Annotated in this window: 22 protein-coding genes and 1 pseudogene; 13 read left to right on the forward strand and 10 right to left on the reverse strand. The window is 40.4% G+C overall.

The window, feature by feature from the left end; translation table 11 throughout:
* The first annotated feature begins 7 nt into the window (after positions 1–7).
* The 3 genes from MHB45_RS05170 to trpA are packed head-to-tail and all read left to right on the forward strand — an operon-like array spanning position 8 to position 2,604.
* Positions 8–622, forward strand: a complete 615-nt coding sequence (locus tag MHB45_RS05170; RefSeq protein WP_053534304.1) for a phosphoribosylanthranilate isomerase — start codon at positions 8–10, stop codon at positions 620–622.
* Positions 623–626: 4 nt separating this feature from the next.
* On the forward strand, positions 627–1,832 hold the full coding sequence (gene trpB / locus MHB45_RS05175; protein ID WP_048687064.1) for a tryptophan synthase subunit beta: 1,206 nt from the start codon (positions 627–629) through the stop codon (positions 1,830–1,832).
* On the forward strand, positions 1,825–2,604 hold the full coding sequence (trpA, locus tag MHB45_RS05180; RefSeq protein ID WP_072272688.1) for a tryptophan synthase subunit alpha: 780 nt from the start codon (positions 1,825–1,827) through the stop codon (positions 2,602–2,604). The genes trpB and trpA overlap by 8 nt, the downstream gene beginning before the upstream one ends.
* 310 nt (positions 2,605–2,914) lie before the next feature.
* On the opposite strand, the pseudogene MHB45_RS05185 reads toward trpA, so the two are convergent.
* Positions 2,915–3,283 (reverse strand): annotated as a pseudogene (locus tag MHB45_RS05185) (DUF1054 family protein).
* A gap of 36 nt (positions 3,284–3,319) precedes the next feature.
* Complete coding sequence (locus tag MHB45_RS05190; protein WP_161922704.1) at positions 3,320–3,748, reverse strand: hypothetical protein; 429 nt, start codon at positions 3,746–3,748, stop codon at positions 3,320–3,322.
* Between the two features lie 994 nt (positions 3,749–4,742).
* On the opposite strand from MHB45_RS05190, the gene MHB45_RS05195 reads away from it, so the two are divergent.
* Positions 4,743–4,898, forward strand: coding sequence for a hypothetical protein (locus MHB45_RS05195; protein ID WP_153246131.1), 156 nt, complete (start codon positions 4,743–4,745; stop codon positions 4,896–4,898).
* Between the two features lie 18 nt (positions 4,899–4,916).
* Here MHB45_RS05195 and MHB45_RS05200 read toward each other — a convergent pair whose 3' ends face one another.
* Both MHB45_RS05200 and MHB45_RS28220 read right to left on the reverse strand, forming a co-directional pair.
* A complete protein-coding gene (locus tag MHB45_RS05200; protein ID WP_048684513.1) occupies positions 4,917–5,534 on the reverse strand; it encodes a YktB family protein in 618 nt (205 codons plus the stop codon).
* A gap of 24 nt (positions 5,535–5,558) precedes the next feature.
* Positions 5,559–5,795: a DUF1054 family protein gene (locus tag MHB45_RS28220; RefSeq protein ID WP_422395105.1), complete on the reverse strand. Its 237-nt coding sequence runs from the start codon at positions 5,793–5,795 to the stop codon at positions 5,559–5,561.
* Between the two features lie 247 nt (positions 5,796–6,042).
* Between MHB45_RS28220 and MHB45_RS05210 the strand changes: the two genes are divergently transcribed.
* Together MHB45_RS05210 and MHB45_RS05215 are read left to right on the forward strand one after the other, a co-directional pair.
* Positions 6,043–6,240, forward strand: coding sequence for a hypothetical protein (locus MHB45_RS05210; protein WP_034314018.1), 198 nt, complete (start codon positions 6,043–6,045; stop codon positions 6,238–6,240).
* 394 nt (positions 6,241–6,634) lie between these two features.
* Entirely contained in the window at positions 6,635–7,438 is an 804-nt protein-coding gene (locus MHB45_RS05215; protein WP_048684518.1) for an inositol monophosphatase family protein, read from the forward strand.
* 89 nt (positions 7,439–7,527) lie between these two features.
* Here the strand turns inward: MHB45_RS05215 and MHB45_RS05220 are convergent, their stop codons facing one another.
* Positions 7,528–7,710, reverse strand: a complete 183-nt coding sequence (locus tag MHB45_RS05220) for a YlaF family protein (RefSeq protein ID WP_034314013.1) — start codon at positions 7,708–7,710, stop codon at positions 7,528–7,530.
* A 124-nt stretch (positions 7,711–7,834) separates the two neighbouring features.
* Here MHB45_RS05220 and typA point away from each other — a divergent pair, with 124 nt between their 5' ends.
* The 3 genes from typA to MHB45_RS05235 are packed head-to-tail and all read left to right on the forward strand — an operon-like array spanning position 7,835 to position 10,302.
* On the forward strand, positions 7,835–9,682 hold the full coding sequence (typA, locus tag MHB45_RS05225) for a translational GTPase TypA (RefSeq protein WP_048684521.1): 1,848 nt from the start codon (positions 7,835–7,837) through the stop codon (positions 9,680–9,682).
* Between the two features lie 22 nt (positions 9,683–9,704).
* The gene (locus MHB45_RS05230; RefSeq protein WP_034314008.1) at positions 9,705–10,013 is read left to right on the forward strand and encodes a YlaH-like family protein; all 309 of its coding nucleotides are present in this window, start codon (positions 9,705–9,707) and stop codon (positions 10,011–10,013) included.
* A gap of 4 nt (positions 10,014–10,017) precedes the next feature.
* Positions 10,018–10,302 (forward strand): hypothetical protein, encoded by a 285-nt coding sequence (locus MHB45_RS05235; protein ID WP_034315418.1) that lies wholly within the window; start codon positions 10,018–10,020, stop codon positions 10,300–10,302.
* A 37-nt stretch (positions 10,303–10,339) separates the two neighbouring features.
* Here MHB45_RS05235 and MHB45_RS05240 read toward each other — a convergent pair whose 3' ends face one another.
* The 3 genes from MHB45_RS05240 to MHB45_RS05250 all read right to left on the reverse strand — a co-directional run bounded on the left by MHB45_RS05240 (position 10,340) and on the right by MHB45_RS05250 (position 11,699).
* Positions 10,340–10,771, reverse strand: a complete 432-nt coding sequence (locus MHB45_RS05240) for a hypothetical protein (protein ID WP_081088555.1) — start codon at positions 10,769–10,771, stop codon at positions 10,340–10,342.
* Complete coding sequence (locus MHB45_RS05245; RefSeq protein ID WP_072272690.1) at positions 10,755–10,955, reverse strand: YlaI family protein; 201 nt, start codon at positions 10,953–10,955, stop codon at positions 10,755–10,757. Before MHB45_RS05245 ends, MHB45_RS05240 begins: the two co-directional genes overlap by 17 nt.
* Before the next feature lie 144 nt (positions 10,956–11,099).
* Complete coding sequence (locus tag MHB45_RS05250; RefSeq protein WP_072272691.1) at positions 11,100–11,699, reverse strand: YhcN/YlaJ family sporulation lipoprotein; 600 nt, start codon at positions 11,697–11,699, stop codon at positions 11,100–11,102.
* Between the two features lie 266 nt (positions 11,700–11,965).
* Between MHB45_RS05250 and MHB45_RS05255 the strand changes: the two genes are divergently transcribed.
* A complete protein-coding gene (locus MHB45_RS05255) occupies positions 11,966–13,297 on the forward strand; it encodes a PhoH family protein (protein ID WP_048684523.1) in 1,332 nt (443 codons plus the stop codon).
* Positions 13,298–13,359: 62 nt separating this feature from the next.
* Here MHB45_RS05255 and MHB45_RS05260 read toward each other — a convergent pair whose 3' ends face one another.
* Positions 13,360–13,863 (reverse strand): hypothetical protein, encoded by a 504-nt coding sequence (locus tag MHB45_RS05260; RefSeq protein ID WP_048684525.1) that lies wholly within the window; start codon positions 13,861–13,863, stop codon positions 13,360–13,362.
* A gap of 221 nt (positions 13,864–14,084) precedes the next feature.
* Between MHB45_RS05260 and MHB45_RS05265 the strand changes: the two genes are divergently transcribed.
* Together MHB45_RS05265 and pyc are read left to right on the forward strand one after the other, a co-directional pair.
* Positions 14,085–14,366 (forward strand): YlaN family protein, encoded by a 282-nt coding sequence (locus MHB45_RS05265; RefSeq protein ID WP_034313996.1) that lies wholly within the window; start codon positions 14,085–14,087, stop codon positions 14,364–14,366.
* A gap of 622 nt (positions 14,367–14,988) precedes the next feature.
* Positions 14,989–18,426, forward strand: a complete 3,438-nt coding sequence (gene pyc / locus MHB45_RS05270; RefSeq protein WP_072272692.1) for a pyruvate carboxylase — start codon at positions 14,989–14,991, stop codon at positions 18,424–18,426.
* A gap of 184 nt (positions 18,427–18,610) precedes the next feature.
* Here pyc and MHB45_RS05275 read toward each other — a convergent pair whose 3' ends face one another.
* Positions 18,611–19,597, reverse strand: coding sequence for a COX15/CtaA family protein (locus MHB45_RS05275; protein ID WP_034313992.1), 987 nt, complete (start codon positions 19,595–19,597; stop codon positions 18,611–18,613).
* A 600-nt stretch (positions 19,598–20,197) separates the two neighbouring features.
* Between MHB45_RS05275 and cyoE the strand changes: the two genes are divergently transcribed.
* Entirely contained in the window at positions 20,198–21,136 is a 939-nt protein-coding gene (gene cyoE / locus MHB45_RS05280) for a heme o synthase (RefSeq protein ID WP_034313989.1), read from the forward strand.
* Positions 21,137–21,281: the final 145 nt, after the last annotated feature.

Consider the following 21,281-nt stretch of genomic DNA (forward strand, 5'->3'; position numbering starts at 1 on the left):
GATTAATATGTTAGTGAAAATCTGTGGGATAAAGACTTTGGCAGCTGCTCAGACTGCTGTTAGTTCCGGAGCAGACTTCATTGGTTTCATTTTTGCCGAGAGCAGCAGGAAGGTTGAGCCGGAGATAGTAGGAGATTTCGGAGCGAATCTAGCTGGTCATGTTAAAAAGGTCGGAGTGTTTGCCAATCAAACTGAACAAGAAGTGATAAAAAGTGCTGAAATTGCGGGATTGGATTATATTCAGCTTCATGGTAACGAGTCTGCCAGCTTTGCCCGCAGAATGCCCCTGCCGGTGATCAAGGCCTTTGCCATCCATTCAGAGAAAGACCTTGAAAACCTGCATGAATACCCAGCGGATTATCTATTGGTCGATCTTCCTAAGAGCGCATCCGGCAAGGGATTGACTTTGGATTGGGATATGATTCGAAAAGCTGATCTGCCACTGGAGAAGGTAATTCTAGCCGGTGGGCTGACTCCGGAAAATGTCGGAAAAGCGATTAATGCCGTTTCACCATTTGCAGTTGACGTAGCAAGTGGTGTTGAAACAAACGGATTAAAAGATGCTGTAAAAATGAAAGCATTTATCAATGAGGCAAAAAATACAGCCGGAAAAGAGGAATGAATAGATGAATACTTATACACAGCCTGATAAAACTGGACATTTTGGAGCATATGGAGGCCGCTTCGTTCCAGAAACTTTAATGGCGGCGATTACGGAGCTTGAAGAAGTATACGAACAATCTAAAAATGATCCAGAATTCCAAAGGCAGCTAAGTTATTACCTGAAACAATATATCGGTCGGGAAACCCCTCTTTATTTTGCGGAGAACTTAACGAGACTGGCTGGCGGTGCAGACATTTATCTGAAGCGCGAAGACTTGAATCATACTGGAGCCCACAAAATAAATAATACGATCGGCCAGGCTTTGCTGACTCAGAAAATGGGCAAGAAAAAAGTGATTGCCGAAACGGGTGCAGGACAGCACGGGGTTGCAACGGCGACTGTGTGTGCTTTGCTGAAGTTGGAATGCATCATCTTTATGGGAGAAGAAGATATCAGGAGACAGAAATTGAACGTATTCAGGATGGAGCTTTTGGGAGCCAAAGTCATATCTGTATCACAAGGAAGCGGGACACTGAAGGATGCAGTAAATGAAGCGTTACGATATTGGGTGGCTAATGTGGATGACACCCATTATATAATGGGATCAGTTCTTGGTCCGCACCCATTCCCCGTTATTGTCCGTGATTTTCAAAGCGTGATAGGGAATGAAACAAAACGTCAATATTCTGAGGCGGTTCATTCCCTGCCGGATGCAGTAGTTGCATGCATAGGCGGAGGAAGTAATGCAATGGGGATGTTTTATCCCTTCATTGAGGACGAAACGGTAAAGTTATACGGAGTGGAAGCGGCAGGGCATGGACTTAATACACCGTTACATGCTTCAAGTTTGACGAAAGGGAAGCCTGGGGTGCTCCACGGGGCATTCATGTATGTTTTGCAGAACGAGGACGGTCAGATCCAGGAGGCACATTCTATTTCGGCAGGGCTGGATTATCCAGGGGTAGGGCCTGAACATAGTTACTTAAAAGATACGAATCGGGTGGAGTATACTTCAGTAACCGATGATGAAGCATTGGAAGCCCTAGCGATGCTTTCAAGGGAGGAGGGGATCATCCCTGCTTTAGAAAGTTCACATGCCATTTCCTATGGTTTAAAGCTTGCTAAAGAAATGGAGAAAGGAACAGGACTGGTGATTTGCCTGTCCGGCCGTGGTGATAAAGATGTTGAAACGGTCCAATCATTGATGGGGGGTAGTGAACATGAATAAATTAACAAATGCGCTTGAAGAATGTCAAACAAAGCAGGAAAAAGCATTCATACCATATATCATGGCAGGTGATGGAGGTCTTGATCGGTTAAAGAGTCAGCTTCTTTTCCTTGAAAACAGCGGGGCGACTGCCGTTGAACTAGGTATACCTTTCTCTGACCCGGTCGCTGATGGACCCGTTATCCAACAAGCTGGAATCCGTTCTTTGAAAAATGGAACAACTTTAAAAGATGTTCTCAAAAAAGTAATGGAAATCAAAAATGATGTGAACATCCCCATTATTTTAATGGGATATACGAATTCAATCCTGGCATATGGACTTAAAGAGTTTACGACTGACTGTCTTCGAGCAGGAATTTCCGGGTGCATCATCCCCGATTTACCGATTGAAGAAGAAGCCATCTTTTCATCAATCAAAACTGCAGGGATCGTTCTTATCCGACTTGTGACACTCACGTCTCCGCAAGAGCGCATCACTGAGATTACCGCAGGGGCGGAGGGTTTCATCTACGCAGTTACAGTCAAAGGGATCACAGGTGCCCGTGACGCCTTCGGAGAAGAACTTGGAGGCTATTTAAAGAAGGTAAAAGAGATAAGTCCGGTTCCCGTTCTTGCCGGGTTCGGCATATCGACTACAGAACATGTCCGTGATGCCATACAATACTGCGATGGAGTCATTGTCGGCAGCAAGATCATTGAATGCTTCGAGACAGGCAAGGAAGACCGAATTAGAGACTTGATTCAAGCAAGCAAAGGCTTAGTGCAAAAATAGGGATGGAGAGACTCCCAGGCTGCCCTTAGTTTATAGGCAAAAAGGAGTTCTATCTTAAAACATAGTTGATTGGGGCGGGTGTACGAGACTCTGGCGGAAAAGCGTGTCCAGTGGAGACCCCGCAGGTGCAAAAGCGCCGGATCGCCCGTGGAAAGCGAGTGCCTGGAGGCAACGGTCAAATTTTTAAAAACCTAAAAAAACTGTAGATCAACCCAATGATTATCGAGTTTGTCTACAGTCAGAGGAGAGCTTTAAGGCTCTCCTTTTATATTATCCAGTTTTTGTTGGATCCGAATAGGAATCAATGTGTTTAATTTAATTGATATAAGGGTAAAAGATGTTCAAACGCATCTTGAATGGTTTCAATGAAATCATCATCTTTTAACTTAATAGCGTCATCACGGGAAATTTTTATACCGCATAGGATTTCGGCTTTCTTTACCGTTTGCAAACGGGTGAACATTGAATTCAAATCATCTACTCCAAGACCATCGTGAGGGATGACATCAGGTTATGTATGGTCCATTGACCATACATAATGGGAGGGAATGCTATTCACCAATCGGTCTGCCTGCTGCTCCAGATGCTTTCCGATTTCCATTTTATTAGGGGCTTCGTAAATGACGGCATACCAGATGAACATATGCGTTTCCCATAACCCGATTTGGAAATGCGGCAAAACAAAAAGCGGGGTCGAAATGACCGCCGCCGTTTTTTATTTATAGATTACGTTGATTTCAATTATATCGCCTTCACGTTTATATTCGATTCGTTCAATTAGTTTTTTGAATCCTTCGTTCTTTTCCTTCACCGAAAGACCTTCTTCAAATAGTTTATTTTGATCGATTTCCTTCCAAAACTTCATTCGTTCTTTCCGCTTCACTTCGTCAACAAAATCATTCGATTGCGAAAGACGTTCCAATTCTTTCGAAGCCGCTTGAATTTTCATTTCTTCGACTTTCTTACGTTTCTCGAATTCTGGACGGTCAATGATTCCGTCAATGAATAGGTCTTTAATCCGATCAATTCTTTCCTTTGACTTATCGACCGATTCCATTTGTATTGCAATCAAAGCCTTGCCGCCCTTAGTCGCTTTTTGTTCGTCTTGGGTAACATTGAACAACTTCTTCGAAAAGTCTTCCATATCCGCCCGCAACGCCTTCAAAACAACGTGTTCGGGGCAACCCGCATTTTTGTAAGCACGTCGAAAACTTCAAGGTTGATTTCGATATCCACAACAACGGAACGATCGAAGAACTATTCGAACAAGTCGATAAGGCATTCGAAATGGCGGACGAAAGCATTCCCGAAACACACACGATTCAAAAATATCTTGGCGGCAAGAAGCAAGCGTCATTCAACAAATCCGAATAAAGGGGGCGTCCTTTGTTGTTTTGGAACGGAATGACGTAAAGAGTAATTTAAACGATTTACCCGCCGACTTACCACCGTTTGAAATCGCTTCGGAGTATATTTTTACAAGGGGAAGAATATCGAACGAAATTTAAACGTTAACGTGCGAATTTCAAATCCTTCAATAAAGCTGCTGCTATTTGTATCAGCAATTCATGAAAAAAACGTAAAACGAATTGAAAAGGCAATCAAGAAAACGGCAATAAAAGGTACGGCGATTGCCCGTCCTTTTGTTTATTAAACTAATATTGTAAACAAAAGTTCAGTTGACGTTCTACATAAAAGAAATCTTTGTTAACGGTGAACCGTGGGGCGAATCGGGTTTTCATTGTTGAAAGACCTTCTTTATATACGGCTGGACAATCAAGAACGTTTAGAGTTCTCATATCGAAGGACAAACCGTTACCTTCAGGAATGTTGATTGATTTCTCCGACCAGTATTCAATAAAATACTTATCGGGTACACGGGAACAAGAACTCGAATTATAACGGCGGTGGTGATCTCTGTCTTTTTTTGTTGGAACATATTTCACTCAAGTTGAACGATTATAGTCCGTTTAGACCCGTTTTCTCGACTCACGGCGTTTCAAATAGCTTCTGGACGGACGCAGTATCCAACGAACTTGACGCCTTCCCGTGTGAATTCAAAAAGATTCTTTCCGACCGTCACAATCACCCGTTTTGAAACCACAACTTCGGTATCAACCGAAAAGGTGGAATTCGAAATGAAAAAAGAACTTATACGAAACAAGATGTTTAAGGTTGGAAAGTTGACCGCCACGGTTAGAAGTAATGAGCCAAGTGATGAAGCGGATGAGGATTTCAATTCTTGGATAAATAAAAAGGCATATGAAAAAGCGTCCGAACCCGTTCAAGCATAGCGGGCGAAGACGCTTTTTTTATTTATATGCTAATTTATATAATGGAATAAGCGTTTCAAACGTTTCTTTCGCAAGTTTCACAAATGCGTTGCCGTCCGTCAAGATCGGGTCGTTTGCCGCAACGTGTCGTCCAATTAGGAATTCCGCTTTCTTGACGTCCCGAAAACGTTCAAGTGACGCTTTCAAGTCGATTTCCTTCATTGATATTGCGTCCTTTTTCATGTGGTCAAGGGATACAACAAAATCGCTTGGAACTCTTTTTTCTATTTTGTCCAAATTATTCAAGAACGTCTTTGCGATTTCCGTCTTGTTCGGCAATTCATAAATGAACGCAAGCCAAATAAAAACATGGTCGTCGAATAATCCAATTTGAAAATGCGGGTGTTGCTTATATCCCCGTTTGTTTGCCGCTATCGCAAGCCATGTATCTTTCGGGGCGTTGACGCTTCGACGTGCGTGTTTTGCAATATGCAAAAACATTTCGTTCCCAAGATTCACGGAAAGTTCGTCCGTCAACGCTTGCCCGATCGATTGGAACTTCGGTTGAATCCGTTCTTGAATCGCTTTCATTCTTTCGTCAAGACCTTCTATATTAAATGTATCAAAATCATTCTTCGTGAATCCTTCAAATTGCATTATCGAAAATCTCCTTCGTGAAGTTTAGATTGAATTAGGTAGGGGTAAATAAAAACCAAGTAAGGACAATGAATTATAGAAGTTATACTTTGTGAGCAACCCATGTATCATTGGGGGATTCACTGTCCGTCTAGCATGCTTTGCAACGTGAGGGTGCATTTCATCGCCGGTCATAACTGAGAGTTTTTGAGAAAAGTGCTCTCCCAGGGCTTGTAATTTAGGCTGGATCCGTTCTTTTAAGCATCCATGCGTGGTTCCAATCCATCAATTTTAAAAACATCAAAATCATCTGCTGTAAAACTTTCTATATTCATTTTCATCTCTCCTACCGTAATATCTGCACATATTGTAGCATAAGTAAAAGTAAAATTTAAAAAATACGATTCGGGTTGGCAATGAAAAATTCCTTATAGGTTTAAGCACAAATTAGTTGCTATTTGAGGTAGGAAGTCATATGATAATATAAATTCAGAAAATTACGTTAATTAACGAAGGGAGAATGTTAATTATGAAACAAGTCATGAACCAAGCATTAAAAGCTAAAGAAGTTGAAAGACATAGAGCTGCAGTGTTAAGAATGGAAATGGACTATGAATTAGCAACCCTTTTTGAAGCAATCGGTGAAGAGAATGACCAAAAGAGGTCACAATGCAAGCAAAGACTAGAACGCATCCGCTTGGAATTGTTGAAACTGAAAGCCTTGTAAATGATTGGCTGCAGAGACCTTGAAGGAGAATGAATTAAGGAAATGAATCAATTTCAATACAAGGAATTTTATTATAGATGAACGGACACTTTATTTTATTAAAAAATAATGTGTCCGTTTTTCATTAAATGTCCAATATATATAAGGTGGAATATCATTTTGTATCAAGTCCCTTTAATAAGGAAGGGGAACGTCAAATAAGGGAGAATATTCTTGCTGGCTAAAACATGATTACGATTAATGGATGGGCAGTCAAGGAACCTTCTTTCCTCATCAGTTAAAAAAATGGAAAATTTAAGATGTTAAAAGCTTGAAGGCAAGCTATATTTGCTTTAATCTTTAAAAGAGGATCATTTTAATGTAGTTTCTGATCATAAAGGACGGGGATATTATAATGGCATCGGTCAAGGAAATGGATACATATGCGAAGTTATGGATGAAAGAAGCCGGTACTCGGCTAAGGGCGTCCTTCAAAACCAAGTTGAATATTGAAATGAAAACGAATCCGAATGATTTGGTAACTAATATGGATAAGGGGATAGAAAAGTTTTTTTGCGAAAAAATTGGCGAAGTTTTTCCAGAACACCGCATTTTTGGTGAAGAGGGAATGGGCAATGATATTAAAGACCTAAAAGGTACGGTGTGGATCATCGATCCAATTGATGGAACTTTGAATTTCATTCATCAACAGAGGAATTTTGCGATTTCCCTTGGGGTTTATGTGGATGGCATCGGAAAGATTGGCATGGTTTATGATGTCTTTAGTGATGAATTATATCATGTGATTAAGGGACAAGGAGCATTTCTGAATGATCAAAGGCTCCCATCTCTTGAAGAGGCATCGGTAAGCAAAGCGATCATTTCCATTAATGCAAGCTGGGTAACGGAAAACCGGAGGATCGACCCGAGTCTTTTGGCACCGCTGGTCCGGGATGCAAGAGGAACACGTTCTTATGGCTCGGCAGCGTTGGAGCTGGCATTCGTGGCCGCTGGAAGGATTGATGCATACATAACCATGAGACTCATGCCTTGGGACTTTGCCGGGGGAGTTTTACTGGTCGAGGAAGTGGGCGGGGAAGTTAGTAATATTAAAGGTGACAAATTGGATTTTTTAAAAGGCGACTCACTTTTCGTATCAAAACCAGGGCTACACAACGAAGTATTTGAAAAATACTTATCAGGAAACTCCAGCCATTAGTATCAAGGACTGATTGCGGCCATGATAAATGTCTCGGATAGAAATAATTAACAAAAAAAAACTCGCTGTCTGTCAGCGAGTTTTTTATATTATAACTTCCCGGCTTCACGTAATTTCTTCTTCTGGGTGAAACCGAACCCCATGATTCCGCAAAGAATAACGATTGCAGCTAATATTCCAATCAAGCTTTTTTCAGCAATGAAGATGCCAATGGAGCCAATGCTGGATGTTGCCAATACCGCTAATATTAAGAAATTCCATTTAATGTTCATTAATATCACCCCTAATATATCTATTGTACATAATTTCTGTATTTGTTTCTAGTATGTTTGTGATATAATATGTAAGTTAATACTAGTGATACGTTTTACACAAACTTTTTTAGGAGTGAATTTTTTGAAATTAAGAGAAAATATTCGTAATATAGCCATCATTGCTCACGTTGACCATGGTAAAACGACGTTAGTGGATCAGTTGCTAAAGCAATCTGGTACTTTCCGTGAAAATGAACATGTGGAAGAACGTGCGATGGATTCTAATGCGATTGAAAAAGAACGCGGAATTACGATTCTTGCGAAAAATACAGCAGTTCAATACCAAGATACAAGAATCAATATTTTGGATACACCTGGTCATGCCGACTTTGGTGGTGAAGTGGAACGGATCATGAAAATGGTTGATGGCGTTCTACTTGTTGTTGATGCATATGAAGGCTGTATGCCGCAAACTCGCTTCGTGTTGAAAAAAGCATTGGAACAAAAGATCACGCCAATCGTTGTCGTGAACAAAATCGATAAAGATTCTGCACGTCCAAATGAAGTGGTCGATGAAGTAATTGACTTATTCATCGAACTAGGAGCTGAAGAAGAACAATTAGACTTCCCAGTTGTCTTCACTTCAGGTATCGCTGGTACTGCTAGCTTGGATTCAGATCCTGCTAAACAAGAAGAAGACATGACCCCACTTTTCGAAACAATCGTCGAAACGATCCCTGCACCAATTGATAACTCAGATGAACCGCTTCAATTCCAAGTGGCTTTACTTGACTATAATGATTATGTAGGACGTATTGGCGTTGGCCGTGTATTCCGCGGTAAAATGCATGTAGGTCAACAAGTTTCATTAATGAAACTTGATGGGAAGGTTAAACAATTCCGTGTAACGAAAATCTTTGGTTATATTGGCTTGAAGAAAGTTGAAATCCAAGAAGCCGTTGCCGGTGATTTAATTGCCGTTTCTGGTATGGAGGATATTAACGTAGGGGAAACGGTTTGTCCGACCGAGCATCCTGAAGCTCTACCTATCCTGCGTATTGACGAGCCAACATTACAAATGACTTTCCTTGTAAATAACAGCCCATTCGCAGGCCGTGAAGGTAAATTCGTCACAGCCCGTAAAATTGAAGAGCGTTTGAGAAACCAATTACAGACTGATGTCAGCTTAAGAGTCGAAAATACTGATTCTCCGGATGTCTGGATTGTTTCAGGTCGTGGGGAGCTTCACCTTTCCATCCTGATCGAAAACATGAGACGTGAAGGTTATGAACTGCAAGTTTCTAAACCGGAAGTTATCGTTCGTTTGATTGATGGCGTCCGTTGTGAGCCGGTTGAACGTGTACAAATCGACGTACCTGAGGAGCACACTGGTTCGATCATGGAATCAATGGGAGCCCGTAAAGGTGAATTATTGGATATGATCAACAGCGGAAGCGGTCAAGTTCGTTTACTGTTCACGATCCCAGCTCGCGGACTTATTGGCTATTCAACTGAGTTCTTAACGATTACACGCGGATATGGTATCATGAACCATTCATTTGACAGCTATCAACCAATGGCACAAGGTCAAGTCGGCGGAAGACGCCAAGGTGTACTTGTATCCATGGAATCAGGAAAAACGACACAATACGGTATTATGCAAGTAGAAGACCGCGGTGTTATTTTCGTTGAGCCAGGTACGGATATTTATGAAGGCATGATCGTCGGGGAACATAACCGTGATAGCGATTTGACTGTTAATATCGTTAAAGCGAAACAAATGACAAATATGCGTTCAGCAAATAAAGACCAAACTTCTTCCATGAAAAAACCAAGAATCATGTCCCTTGAAGAAGCTCTGGAATATTTGAACGATGACGAGTACTGTGAAGTAACTCCGGATTCAATCCGCCTTCGTAAAAAAATTCTAGATAAAAACGAGCGTGAAAGAGCAGCTAAAAGAAAAAAAGTTGCTGTTGAAGAAAAATAAATAGCAAGAGGAGGAGAAAAGATTGGATATCCAAGAGCGATTATCATTTTTTGCAGCATTGTACAGAGTGGATGAAAACCCTGAAGCAGGAATGTGGTATTTATATTTGACGGTCTTTGGATTATGCATCCTTGTCTATCAGTTAGGTTTTGCCAAAAAGTTACCATTGCTAAAAAATGTGGTCATTTATGTGGTAATGGCACTTGGATGTACCCTTCTTTCTTTCTTTGCGGTGTTTCTCCCTATGGGGGAGGCATTAGTCATCGCTTCGCTTGTTCTGGGGATCTATAGGATCCGTCTTCATAATTCGAGAAAAGAAGAACAGGCTTAAGATGATGAAATCATTACAGGATGCTTTATACAATTGGTTGACGATCAAAGTTGTCTGTGATGCAAGGCCTGATGATTCAGCTGCACGCGATACAGAAATGTTTTTCATGCAGATGCTGAAAGACGATCATCAGGTGATAATCGATTCGGTTACAAAAACAGAACCTTTTTATTTCGTCGAGTACCTTTTGGGAGACGAAATGAAGAAGCAGCGTTATCCGATTGAATTGATTGATATCATGTTGGACCAAATTCAGTTAGAGCCAGAAAAGTATAAAAATATCGAGTAATGATAAAAGAACCGTGCGATTTACGCACGGTTCTTTTTTATATTGCTTTAGGGAGGGAAAGTCCGTAAAAAAGATGTAAGATTGTCCACAAAAAGAAAGCTGTCAAATCAGAAGGAAGGACAACTTCTGTTTTTGACAGCGCCGATAGTGGGAAGTAAAGCATGATGGCGGGAATGATCGTGATAAAAGCAAGTGCGTATTTGTTCCATTTCCTGAAAGCTTTCAAAGGATGTAGTATATAAACGTAACTATACGTAATTGCCAGTGAGAAAAGGAGATGGAAAAAGAATAATGATTCCTCACTCCAGGAAACGGCTCCAATTAGGGGGAGGAAATCCACATTCAATAAAAGCTTATACACTTGTTTACCGGATAGCATTTCGACCCACTTCATTATCCATCCAAGCAGAAGTCCATTGATCAGGCCAATCAGAGTAACCTTGTGGAAAGTTCTACCATTCATCTTCATTTTTGATCGTCCGGTAAAGACGGAAGTTACCGGTGGCAATCCGTTCGTTCGTACGCTCTTCAATGCGTTGGTTGCATGTATTGCACATATAGGTATGTATAGGACGGTTGCGAAGTTTCTTTGCTTCCGGGCTATCGTCGGGAATAGATTCAATTTGATCGCATATTACACATTTAACCTTCATATTAGTTGAACCTCACTTCAATTTGAATATGCTTTTAAGTATACCAATATTTTTATGGTAAAACGAGGATAAAGTGAAACTAACAGTTGAAGTTGATTGTTAGGTATGAAAAAGACCCGAAGATTCACTTCGGGTCGGGTAAATTCATTCTTTAAAGTGATTGGATTGATCATTTTGCTCTTTATCGAGTTCTTTTCTTTCCGTATCATCATCAAGTTTATTTTTTTCCTTTTCGATGTTCTTAGATGGCGTTGGGGTTAAAATATCACCAGGAACCTCCGGGATGACTCGACTTGTGATGTCAGCGAGTTCATTTAGTATCCCGGTTACCGGTTTGCCGTCTTTAATATCTTTGGCCACCTCCCTGATCCGCTCATTTAAATCCGGGTCAGCGACGATGATGGCATTTGCACCGTCAGGATCATGTTTTAAAGTTTCTCCGACTGAGTACTTTATAGTCCCAACCTGTGAACGCTCAATATCTTGGTCGATATCTATTCCGACGATGGCGTATTTGCCAAGTACGACTGCGGTGGCATCGTTCACCTCTGGAATGGACTTAGCCAAACCGGTGAGTCTCTCCGCTGTTTGCTGACCTGTATTCCTGTCTGCTTCCTTAATGGTCGTATTATTGACTTTCGTTATATTGTTTTGCGCATTATTTTCAGACACTTCATTTTTATTATCCATTGTGCAACCTGACATCAACAGAACAGCAGCGAGCGACAATATGATTTTTTGCAATGTAAAACCTCCTTAATGTTTTCCTTTGGTTCCAGCCTGTCCATCGCTACCTAGTCTGATGCAACTGAGTATAAAATGCAGCCAAACATGGAGAAATCAATGGTGGGGATTGCATTCTTTGCTGGAAGTTTTCTTTATAGTCTGTAAATGTTCTTCTATCTTTATGCAAAGGAACATATATTTTATCAACAGTCTCGTCCGCTACATAACTGCTGAGTGTAGTAAATGGTAAGACATATCCTATAGAGCAGGCAGGAGGCGTCATATTGGGGAAAAAAATATATGTTTTAGATACGAATGTCCTGTTGCAGGATCCGTATTCGATTTATTCATTCGAAGATAATGAAGTTGTCATTCCAGCAGTCGTATTAGAAGAATTGGATTCAAAAAAAAGATATATGGATGAAATCGGAAGGAATGCCAGGCAAGTATCGAAATTGATCGATAGCTTTCGTGAAAAAGGAAAGCTGCATCAGAGCATTCCGCTTCATAATGGTGGCAGCATAAGGATTGAACTCAACCACCGTTCATTTCACAAACTTCAGGAAATTTTTGTTGAGAAAACGAATGATAACAGGATATTGGCAGTCGCGAAAAATTTATCTTTGGAAGAAGAGACGAAGGAAGATGGAAAAACGGTCATTCTTGTTAGCAAAGATACTCTAGTCAGGGTTAAAGCTGACGCCATCGGTCTAGAGGCAGAGGACTTTTTAAATGATCGCGTTGTAGAACTGGATCATATATACGCTGGGCACAAGGAAGTGTATGTATCGATTGATAACCTGAATAAGTTTTATGAAAAAAGTTTTCTTTCACTGGAAGAACTGACAAAAGATGCATATTATCCAAATCAATTCCTGTTGATGAAGGACACGCTGGGCAGTTCAGCTTCGGCGATTGGGATAGTGGATGAGAACTGCAGGACCGTTAAGAAATTGATGTATGAAGGGGAGCATATTTGGGGAATTAAACCGAGAAATGTCCAGCAGACCATGGCCCTTGATTTGTTGCTTCGTTCGGATATCCAGCTTGTGACGCTCATTGGTAAGGCGGGGACAGGCAAGACTTTATTGGCATTGGCAACAGGGTTGATGCAAACTGAAGATTTGTCGCAATATAAGAAACTTTTGGTTGCCAGGCCCATTGTTCCGGTCGGTAAAGATATTGGTTATCTGCCAGGGGAAAAAGAAGAAAAATTAAGACCATGGATGCAGCCTATTTTTGATAATCTCCAATTTCTGTTCAATACGAAAAAACCTGGGGAATTGGATGCGATTTTAGCAGGAATGAGTTCGATCGAAGTTGAAGCCCTCACCTATATCAGGGGAAGGAGCATACCGGATCAGTTCATCATCATCGATGAAGCGCAGAACTTAACGAAACATGAGGTCAAGACAATCTTGACGAGGGTAGGCGAACGGAGCAAAATTGTCTTAATGGGGGACCCGGAGCAAATAGATCATCCTTATTTAGATGAATATAATAATGGTTTGACCTATGTTGTGGAAAAATTCAAGACCGAGCGTATTGCCGGCCATGTTAAATTGATAAAAGGGGAAAGATCGGGATTGGCACAACTGGCAGCTACACTATTATAATGCAATCGGCAAGGGATTTCCCTTGCCGATTGCCAAAATTTTTGGCAAGAATGAACGAAGTATTATTTAACGGTGAAAGACCGTACATTTTTTATCGGTTCATTGATGTTGGAAGCGTCTCCGAAATAAATTTCCAGGGGGCCGCCCTCGGATATTTTAAGCGGCTTTCCATCCTTGGAAAAGCCCAGGAAAAATTCAAGTGCCGTTTCCAACGGGAATGTAAGCTCCTCATCATCGGTTGTAACGATGACTTCGGTCACCCCATTTTCAGGTTCGGCGTTTTTTAAAAAAGGTTCAAAAGGGATGCCGAAAGTCCCTTCCAGCAATCTTTGCTTCTCGAACTTTCGTTCCGTTTTTATAGTGGGTGGCATTATTGCGCCTTCCTGTATTTCTTTTTGCCAATGCTTGGAGGCGGCAATCGTATATTCTTCTAATTCATTGACTTGGACTCTTTCAGCGTGGAAATATGTATCGATTTCAACTTTACGGTCATCAAAAATCCATACTCCAGGATCTAGCGTAATTGGATATTTCACTTTTCCATTTATAAATACGATGGGTTCCAAATATCTCATTCCTTTCTGTTGCTCTTTAATGATTATAATCAATTATAATTGAAATGTCACATCTTCAAGATGGTGAACAAATTCCATGGCTGGGTATATTCATTTGAGAGGGGATCGTGATATCTCAAAGGCAAATTGTTTGTCAATGTCCTTGCTTTTTCATAAAACTAAAGGTAGAATTTAGAGATAAGATTTAATCGCTCTGAGCGGGGGGATTTAACATGGCATCTGATATGCTTGTCAATCATCGAGAAAAAGCTTATGCTTTATTAAAAGCAGATGCTGACAAGATTCTAAAACTGATAAAAGTTCAAATGGAAAATCTCACTATGCCTCAATGTCCTTTATATGAAGAGGTACTTGATACGCAAATGTTCGGCCTATCACGAGAAATCGATTTTGCCGTACGCTTAGGTTTGGTAGAGGAGACCGAGGGTAAATCCCTTTTGGAAACCCTTGAACAGGAATTGTCAGTTTTGCATGAAGCATCGTTAAAAAAATAATAGATAAAACATACTAACTCAAACAAATCTCGATGATTGTTTGAGTTTTTTATTTATATACACAATTAATGAATAATGTTATACTACTTTTTAATAGTGACATACTAATTAATTCACAGAAGCTCAATTTGAGTTTTCTTATTCTTTTGAATTTTTGATCTAAGTTCAATAGTCATCTTCCATTTTTTAAAAATTCCCAATCATGCATTAAACATGTGGGATTTTCCGGTCATATGGCTTTGATCAATAATGGATCGATAGTACGGGAGTCAGATCTAATTCCCTGTTTTTTTATACGAATATATGTAATTTTTTATTTTTTTATTGTATTCAGTTAATTTTAGTATTATTGTTATATTAATTGAATGTTAAATCAAATTGATAATATATTATTATAGCTAAATTTTAATTAGGTAATGGTATAGGGCTCTTTTTAGTCTTTATCGGATGTGAATAACGAAAATATAAAATATATCGAAATAATTACATCAGCGATAAAATGAGCTTAAACAGATTGGACTCCTTATTTGGGAAATCAATTCATGAATAAAAAGTGGTGGAAATCTTTCACGCTTTTTTTCTATATATTCAATAAAAATACATATTGATTAGGGTGGTAGCAATGGGGAAACGTATAGAAAAAGTACTTGCGGCAAATCGCGGGGAAATAGCGATAAGGATTTTTCGGGCTTGTACGGAATTAGACATTCACACAGTTGCAATCTATTCAAAGGAAGATTATGGTTCTTATCACAGATATAAAGCGGATGAGGCATATTTGGTCGGGGAAGGCAAAAAGCCGATTGATGCATACCTGGATATTGAAGGCATAATCGCGATTGCCAAAATGAGTGGCGTCGATGCGATTCATCCCGGTTATGGTTTCCTTTCAGAAAATATTGAATTTGCGAAACGTTGTGAGGAAGAGGGCATAATCTTCATCGGACCAGAATCAAGACACCTAGATATGTTTGGTGACAAAGTAAAAGCTAGAACACAAGCTGAACTGGCGGATATTCCGGTTATCCCTGGTAGCGATGGACCGGTGACCAGTGTTGAAGAAGTCAAGGAATTTGGTGAACAATACGGTTTTCCAATTATTATAAAAGCATCATTAGGCGGCGGCGGACGCGGAATGCGAATTGTCGGAAAAATCGAAGAAGTTGAAGAGGCTTATGATCGCGCAAAATCAGAAGCTAAAGCAGCTTTTGGTAATGATGAAGTCTATGTAGAGAGATTCATACAAAATCCGAAGCATATCGAAGTTCAGATTTTGGCTGATACTCATGGGAATATCGTCCATTTATATGAGCGTGACTGTTCCGTTCAGAGACGGCATCAAAAAGTTGTGGAAGTGGCACCTTCCGTTTCCCTTACCGAAGATTTAAGGGAAAGGATTTGTGAAGCAGCAGTCAAGTTGGCTAAAAATATTGATTATGTAAACGCTGGTACGGTCGAGTTCCTTGTCGCAAATGGCGAATTTTACTTTATTGAAGTCAATCCACGGGTGCAGGTTGAGCATACGATCACTGAAATGATTACGGGCATTGATATCGTTCAATCTCAAATCATGGTGGCTGAAGGGCATGAGCTCCATGGCAAGAAGATCGGGATTCCCGAACAAGCAGGCATTAAAACTCATGGATACGCGATTCAATCAAGGGTGACGACCGAGGATCCATTGAATAATTTCATGCCTGATACCGGGAAAATGATGGTGTACCGTTCCGGTGGGGGATTCGGTGTCCGTCTGGACGCAGGGAATGGGTTCCAAGGTGCGGTCATCACACCATATTATGATTCCCTTCTCGTTAAACTTTCCACTCATGCGCTTTCATTTGAGCAGGCAGCTTCCAAAATGGTTCGTAACCTTAAGGAATTCAGGATTCGTGGTATTAAAACAAATATCCCCTTCCTTGAAAATGTTGTAAAACATGAAAAATTCATTAATGGGGAATATGATACATCATTCATTGATTCAACACCGGAATTATTTAGCTTCCCAATTAGAAAAGACCGTGGGACAAAAATGCTTTCATATATCGGAAATGTGACCGTGAATGGATTCCCGGGAGTCGAGAAAAAGAAAAAACCTGTTTTTGATCCAGCACCAATTCCGAATGTTGGTGGCCTCCCGCTTATCTCGGGTACAAAAAATATACTTGAAGAGCAAGGAGCAGAGGGACTGGTCAATTGGATCAAAGAACAGAAAGAGGTATTGATCACCGATACGACTTTCCGTGATGCACATCAATCTTTACTTGCGACGAGAATTAGGTCGAAAGATATCCTTGATATCGCAGAACCTACAGCAAAACTGCTTCCTGGTTTATTTTCAATGGAAATGTGGGGCGGGGCAACTTTCGATGTCGCATATCGTTTCTTGAAAGAAGATCCGTGGGACAGGCTGTTAAGTTTCAGGAAAAAAGCACCGAATGTCCTATTACAAATGCTTTTAAGGGCTTCAAATGCAGTTGGTTACAAAAATTATCCTGATAATGTCATTCGTGAATTCGTAGAGAAATCAGCGGATGCAGGCGTTGATGTTTTCCGTATCTTCGATAGTTTAAACTGGGTTAAAGGGATGGAATTGGCTATTGATGCAGTCCGTCAATCCGGCAAAATTGCAGAAGCTGCAATTTGTTATACAGGGGATTTGAATGATCCATCACGCAGCAAGTATAATATCGACTACTATAAAAATATGGCGGTGGAATTGGAACAAGCCGGTGCCCATATTTTAGCGATCAAGGATATGGCCGGCCTCTTGAAGCCTGATGCTGCTTACCGCCTTGTCTCGGAACTGAAAGAATCGACATCCCTTCCGATTCATCTGCATACCCATGATACAAGCGGAAATGGAATTTACATGTATTCTAAAGCGATTGAAGCCGGTGTGGATATCGTTGATACGGCGATTGGTTCTTTAGCTGGACTGACTTCGCAGCCAAGTGTACAAACACTTCATTATGCATTGGAGGGTTCAAGCAGACAGCCTAAGTTGGAAGTCGATTCACTAGAGCGTTTAGGAGAATACTGGGGTGAGGTCAGGAAATTCTATCATGACTTCGAAAGCGGAATGAATGCACCTCATACCGAGGTTTACAAACACGAAATGCCGGGCGGCCAATATAGTAATCTGCAGCAGCAAGCCAAAGCAGTTGGGCTGGGAGACCGCTGGCATGAAGTGAAAGAGATGTATCAGCGCGTCAATGTAATGTTCGGCGATATCGTTAAAGTGACTCCTTCATCCAAAGTTGTTGGGGACATGGCTTTATTCATGGTCCAAAATAACCTGTCTGAAGAGGATGTTCTGACAAAAGGTAAATCCATCGATTTCCCTGATTCAGTCATAGAGTTATTCGAAGGCTATCTAGGTCAGCCAGTTGGGGGATTCCCTAAAGAGCTTCAGGAAGTTATCCTGAAAGGGAAGAAACCTATAACGGTAAGACCGGGTGAGTTATTGGAAGAAGTGGACTTTGCAGCACTTAAAGAAGAATTATTCAAGGAATTGGGACGGGCAGTCACTGATTTCGATGTGCTTGCATATGCCCTATATCCAAAAGTATTCCTGGAATACAATAAAACGATTGAGTTGTTTGGAGATGTTTCCAACCTCGATACCGCGACTTTCTTATATGGTATGAGGTTAGGGGAAGAAATCGAAGTTGAAATCGAAAAGGGTAAAACGCTTATCGTAAAATTGGTTTCAATCGGCCAGCCATTGGCTGATGGAACACGGGTTGTGTATTTTGAGTTGAATGGTCAATCACGTGAAGTGATCATCAAGGATGAAAACATTAAATCTTCCGTTGTATCAAAAGTAAAAGCTGATTCAAAAAATAAAGAACAAATCGGTGCGACAATGCCAGGTACGGTAATTCGTGTAGTGGTCGAGAAAGGAGATCAGGTCAAGCAGGGTGATCACCTGATCATTACGGAAGCGATGAAAATGGAAACCACCGTGCAAGCACCATTCTCCGGGACCATCAAAGATATTTATGTAAAAGATGGAGAAGCGATCAGTACTGGAGACTTATTGATAGAAATAACTAAGTAATATCGCTGACTGTGACCTTCTGAATGATTTAGGGTATATGGGGTATGCTTGAGGTTTCAAGCTGCCCTACACCCTCTTTCAAGGCAATCCACGGTCATCTTAGGACAAAACAAAAACCACCGTTCCCCAGGGGAATGGTGGTTTTTGTTTTGTCCTATTATATTATTGATTGAACAATCAGAAATTAACGGGCGGGTACTGTTGGTGTTATATCCTTTTCATCCTGTCCTTTGACTGTGTGCGTGGAGTTTCTTTTTTGCTTGGCCAGTGCATTTTTTTTGCTTCTTGATGTCAATAGCATCAAATAGCTCATTACACCAAAAAAGCAGGCAATGAATAATGCGTGTGTCAATGCGATATATAAGTTTTGCCTTGAGAAAATGATGAAGGCTCCAGCGGTAACCTGTAAAAATACGAGAATGAATGCAGCCATCCAACCGCCATATAACACTTTTTGATTTTTGTAATGTTTTTTTGCGATATAAGCCACATATGATACCCAAATGAAAATGGCGCCTGCGATTGCACGGTGTCCCATCTGAATCCATTCATAAAGGTTAGAGGGGAGTGCAAGGCTGTCATTTACACATAAAGGCCAATCCTTACAGATAAGACTTGATTCTGTATGCCTTACAAGAGCACCTGTATATACGACTACGAGACAAAAAATCAATACGCCAATGATATGGAATTTCATTCGTTTGTCAACTATAAGTTTTTCCGCTTCGAACTTCTTGTCTACTTCAAAAATCAACAATGTCAGTAAAAAGACGGCAGCAAAGGAAATAAGCGATATGCCGAAATGAAGGGCAAGGACAAAATCGGATTGTGACCAAATGACGGCAGCGGCCCCGATTAACCCTTGTAGTAACAGAAAACCAAAAGAAAGGACGGATAAGAAACGTGCTTCACGGATATGGCCGATTTTTTTCCAAGACATATACGATAAAATTAAAACCAAGAATCCTCCAGCACCTGAAACGAGACGATGGGAAAGTTCAATGACCAATTCAATCGTGATTTTGTCCGGGATCAATTGGCCATTGCACAATGGCCAGGACCTGCCGCATCCCATGCCGGAATCCGTCTTCGTGACTAAAGCTCCGCCAAGTAAGATGAAAAGCATTACAATCGTTGTTAAAACAGCAAACCATTTAAGAGACGATTTCACTAGTAGTCCCACCTTTTTCTCTGTAGCAAATTAGGATTGTTCCATAAAATTAATAATAGCATAAGATTTTTCATAATATTTGTCGAACTTCCTCGATATTACACAAAATAGAATGATTTTACAAGTTCAGTTAATATTATAACTATTAATTAAAATGCCTGAAATAGTTGAAAGTTACAAAAGACTTTGATAGAAATAAAGGGAGTGTAAACCTTCAAGTAGGAGCAAAATAGGGATAGAGCCTAGGGGATGATGAAAATAGCATACTATTCATGTTCTTGATGAACATCTTACAGGAGCAGTAAATTATTGAGACACAAATTGGTCAAAAAATATCCGAAAAATTTTCACAAAAGCTTCCAAAAATGTGTTTTAATATATTGAAGAAATGATTTTACTAAATTTTACTGTTATTAAGCATGATATTAAGAATGATAGCTCTCGATGGATTCCATTGACGACAGTCATTGGTAAATAATTTACTTTTTGTTTACGCTTCCTTGGTTACAAATATCAAAAAGTATGAAATAATGTTCTATAGCATATGTAAGTATTTTTTTGCATTTGCGTCGTGCTGAATGATTTAAAGGAGGAAAACAAATGTCAGAAACAAGGGGTTTGTCAGAAGCTGTCATGGAGGACAGTAAAGCCGCCCTTCAATCGGATATACCTGAAACAACAGCTTGGAAGGATTTTCTCGCACTTATAAAAGTGGGGATCGTCAATTCAAATATAATTACAGCTTTTACCGGCGTGTGGTTAGCTCTTCATTTTTCGGGGCTTAGCTTTTTAAGCAATCTAGATGTAGTGTTTTATACACTTGCAGGTTCGGCGCTCATAATGGCGGGATCTTGCAGTTTCAATAATTATTATGACCGTGATATCGATCATTTAATGGAAAGAACGAAAAACCGTCCAACGGTAACTGGGAAAGTACAGCCTTCAAAGGTATTGGCGTTAAGTTTCGGCTTAATTGCTGCAGGGCTGATTTTACTTGCATTGACTAATATGACAACTGCCATACTGGGTGCATTCGGCGTCTTCGCCTATGTTGTTTTATATACTATGGTTTTCAAACGTAGATTTGTCTCGAATACGATAATAGGAAGTATATCCGGAGCTGTGCCTCCGCTTATCGGGTGGGCTGCGGTAGACCCGGGCCTTGATAAGATCGCCTGGGTCCTGTTCGCGATCATGTTCTTGTGGCAGCCGCCTCATTTTTATGCACTTGCAATGAGGCGTGTCGAAGAATATCGAGCAGCTGGAGTACCTATGCTTCCGGTCGTAAAAGGATTCAAGGCTGCAAAAAGGTCGATTATGCTATGGATCATCTGTTTAATGTTCATTCCTTTCTTTTTAACCCCATTAGGAACACCGCTAGTTATTCTTGCTGCATTATTGAGCACAGGTTGGCTTATTTTGGGAATTAAGGGGTATAAAAAGAAAGACGATGTTAAATGGGCAACATCCATGTTTGTATATTCTTTAAATTATATGACCATTTTATTTGTAGCGATGGTTATTGTCACACTGATCTAGTTTTGGTTTAAATAAACTGGCGGCCTGTTCTTTTACAGGCTCCAGTTTACTGATAAATAAAGCTCTGACCGCCATTCATACATATTAACGGAACCAACAGGGGCATACATAAGAGCGGTTACATGAATCAACTTATAATTCCTTA

This window comes from Peribacillus sp. FSL K6-5616 (assembly GCF_038008245.1).
Classification (GTDB): Bacteria; Bacillota; Bacilli; order Bacillales; family DSM-1321; genus Peribacillus; species Peribacillus frigoritolerans.

What these genes read in the sequence shown, in the direction of transcription:
- MHB45_RS05210 (WP_034314018.1), top strand. Translation starts at nt 6,043, where the DNA reads ATGAAACAAGTCATGAACCAAGCATTAAAAGCTAAAGAAGTTGAAAGA.
- MHB45_RS05235 (WP_034315418.1), top strand. Translation starts at nt 10,018, where the DNA reads ATGAAATCATTACAGGATGCTTTATACAATTGGTTGACGATCAAAGTT.
- cyoE (WP_034313989.1), top strand. Translation starts at nt 20,198, where the DNA reads ATGTCAGAAACAAGGGGTTTGTCAGAAGCTGTCATGGAGGACAGTAAA.
- MHB45_RS05215 (WP_048684518.1), top strand. Translation starts at nt 6,635, where the DNA reads ATGGCATCGGTCAAGGAAATGGATACATATGCGAAGTTATGGATGAAA.
- MHB45_RS05265 (WP_034313996.1), top strand. Translation starts at nt 14,085, where the DNA reads ATGGCATCTGATATGCTTGTCAATCATCGAGAAAAAGCTTATGCTTTA.
- MHB45_RS05245 (WP_072272690.1), bottom strand. Translation starts at nt 10,955, where the DNA reads ATGAAGGTTAAATGTGTAATATGCGATCAAATTGAATCTATTCCCGAC.
- MHB45_RS05170 (WP_053534304.1), top strand. Translation starts at nt 8, where the DNA reads ATGTTAGTGAAAATCTGTGGGATAAAGACTTTGGCAGCTGCTCAGACT.
- MHB45_RS05240 (WP_081088555.1), bottom strand. Translation starts at nt 10,771, where the DNA reads ATGAAGATGAATGGTAGAACTTTCCACAAGGTTACTCTGATTGGCCTG.
- trpB (WP_048687064.1), top strand. Translation starts at nt 627, where the DNA reads ATGAATACTTATACACAGCCTGATAAAACTGGACATTTTGGAGCATAT.
- MHB45_RS05200 (WP_048684513.1), bottom strand. Translation starts at nt 5,534, where the DNA reads ATGCAATTTGAAGGATTCACGAAGAATGATTTTGATACATTTAATATA.
- pyc (WP_072272692.1), top strand. Translation starts at nt 14,989, where the DNA reads ATGGGGAAACGTATAGAAAAAGTACTTGCGGCAAATCGCGGGGAAATA.
- trpA (WP_072272688.1), top strand. Translation starts at nt 1,825, where the DNA reads ATGAATAAATTAACAAATGCGCTTGAAGAATGTCAAACAAAGCAGGAA.
- MHB45_RS05195 (WP_153246131.1), top strand. Translation starts at nt 4,743, where the DNA reads ATGAAAAAAGAACTTATACGAAACAAGATGTTTAAGGTTGGAAAGTTG.
- MHB45_RS05190 (WP_161922704.1), bottom strand. Translation starts at nt 3,748, where the DNA reads ATGGAAGACTTTTCGAAGAAGTTGTTCAATGTTACCCAAGACGAACAA.
- MHB45_RS05220 (WP_034314013.1), bottom strand. Translation starts at nt 7,710, where the DNA reads ATGAACATTAAATGGAATTTCTTAATATTAGCGGTATTGGCAACATCC.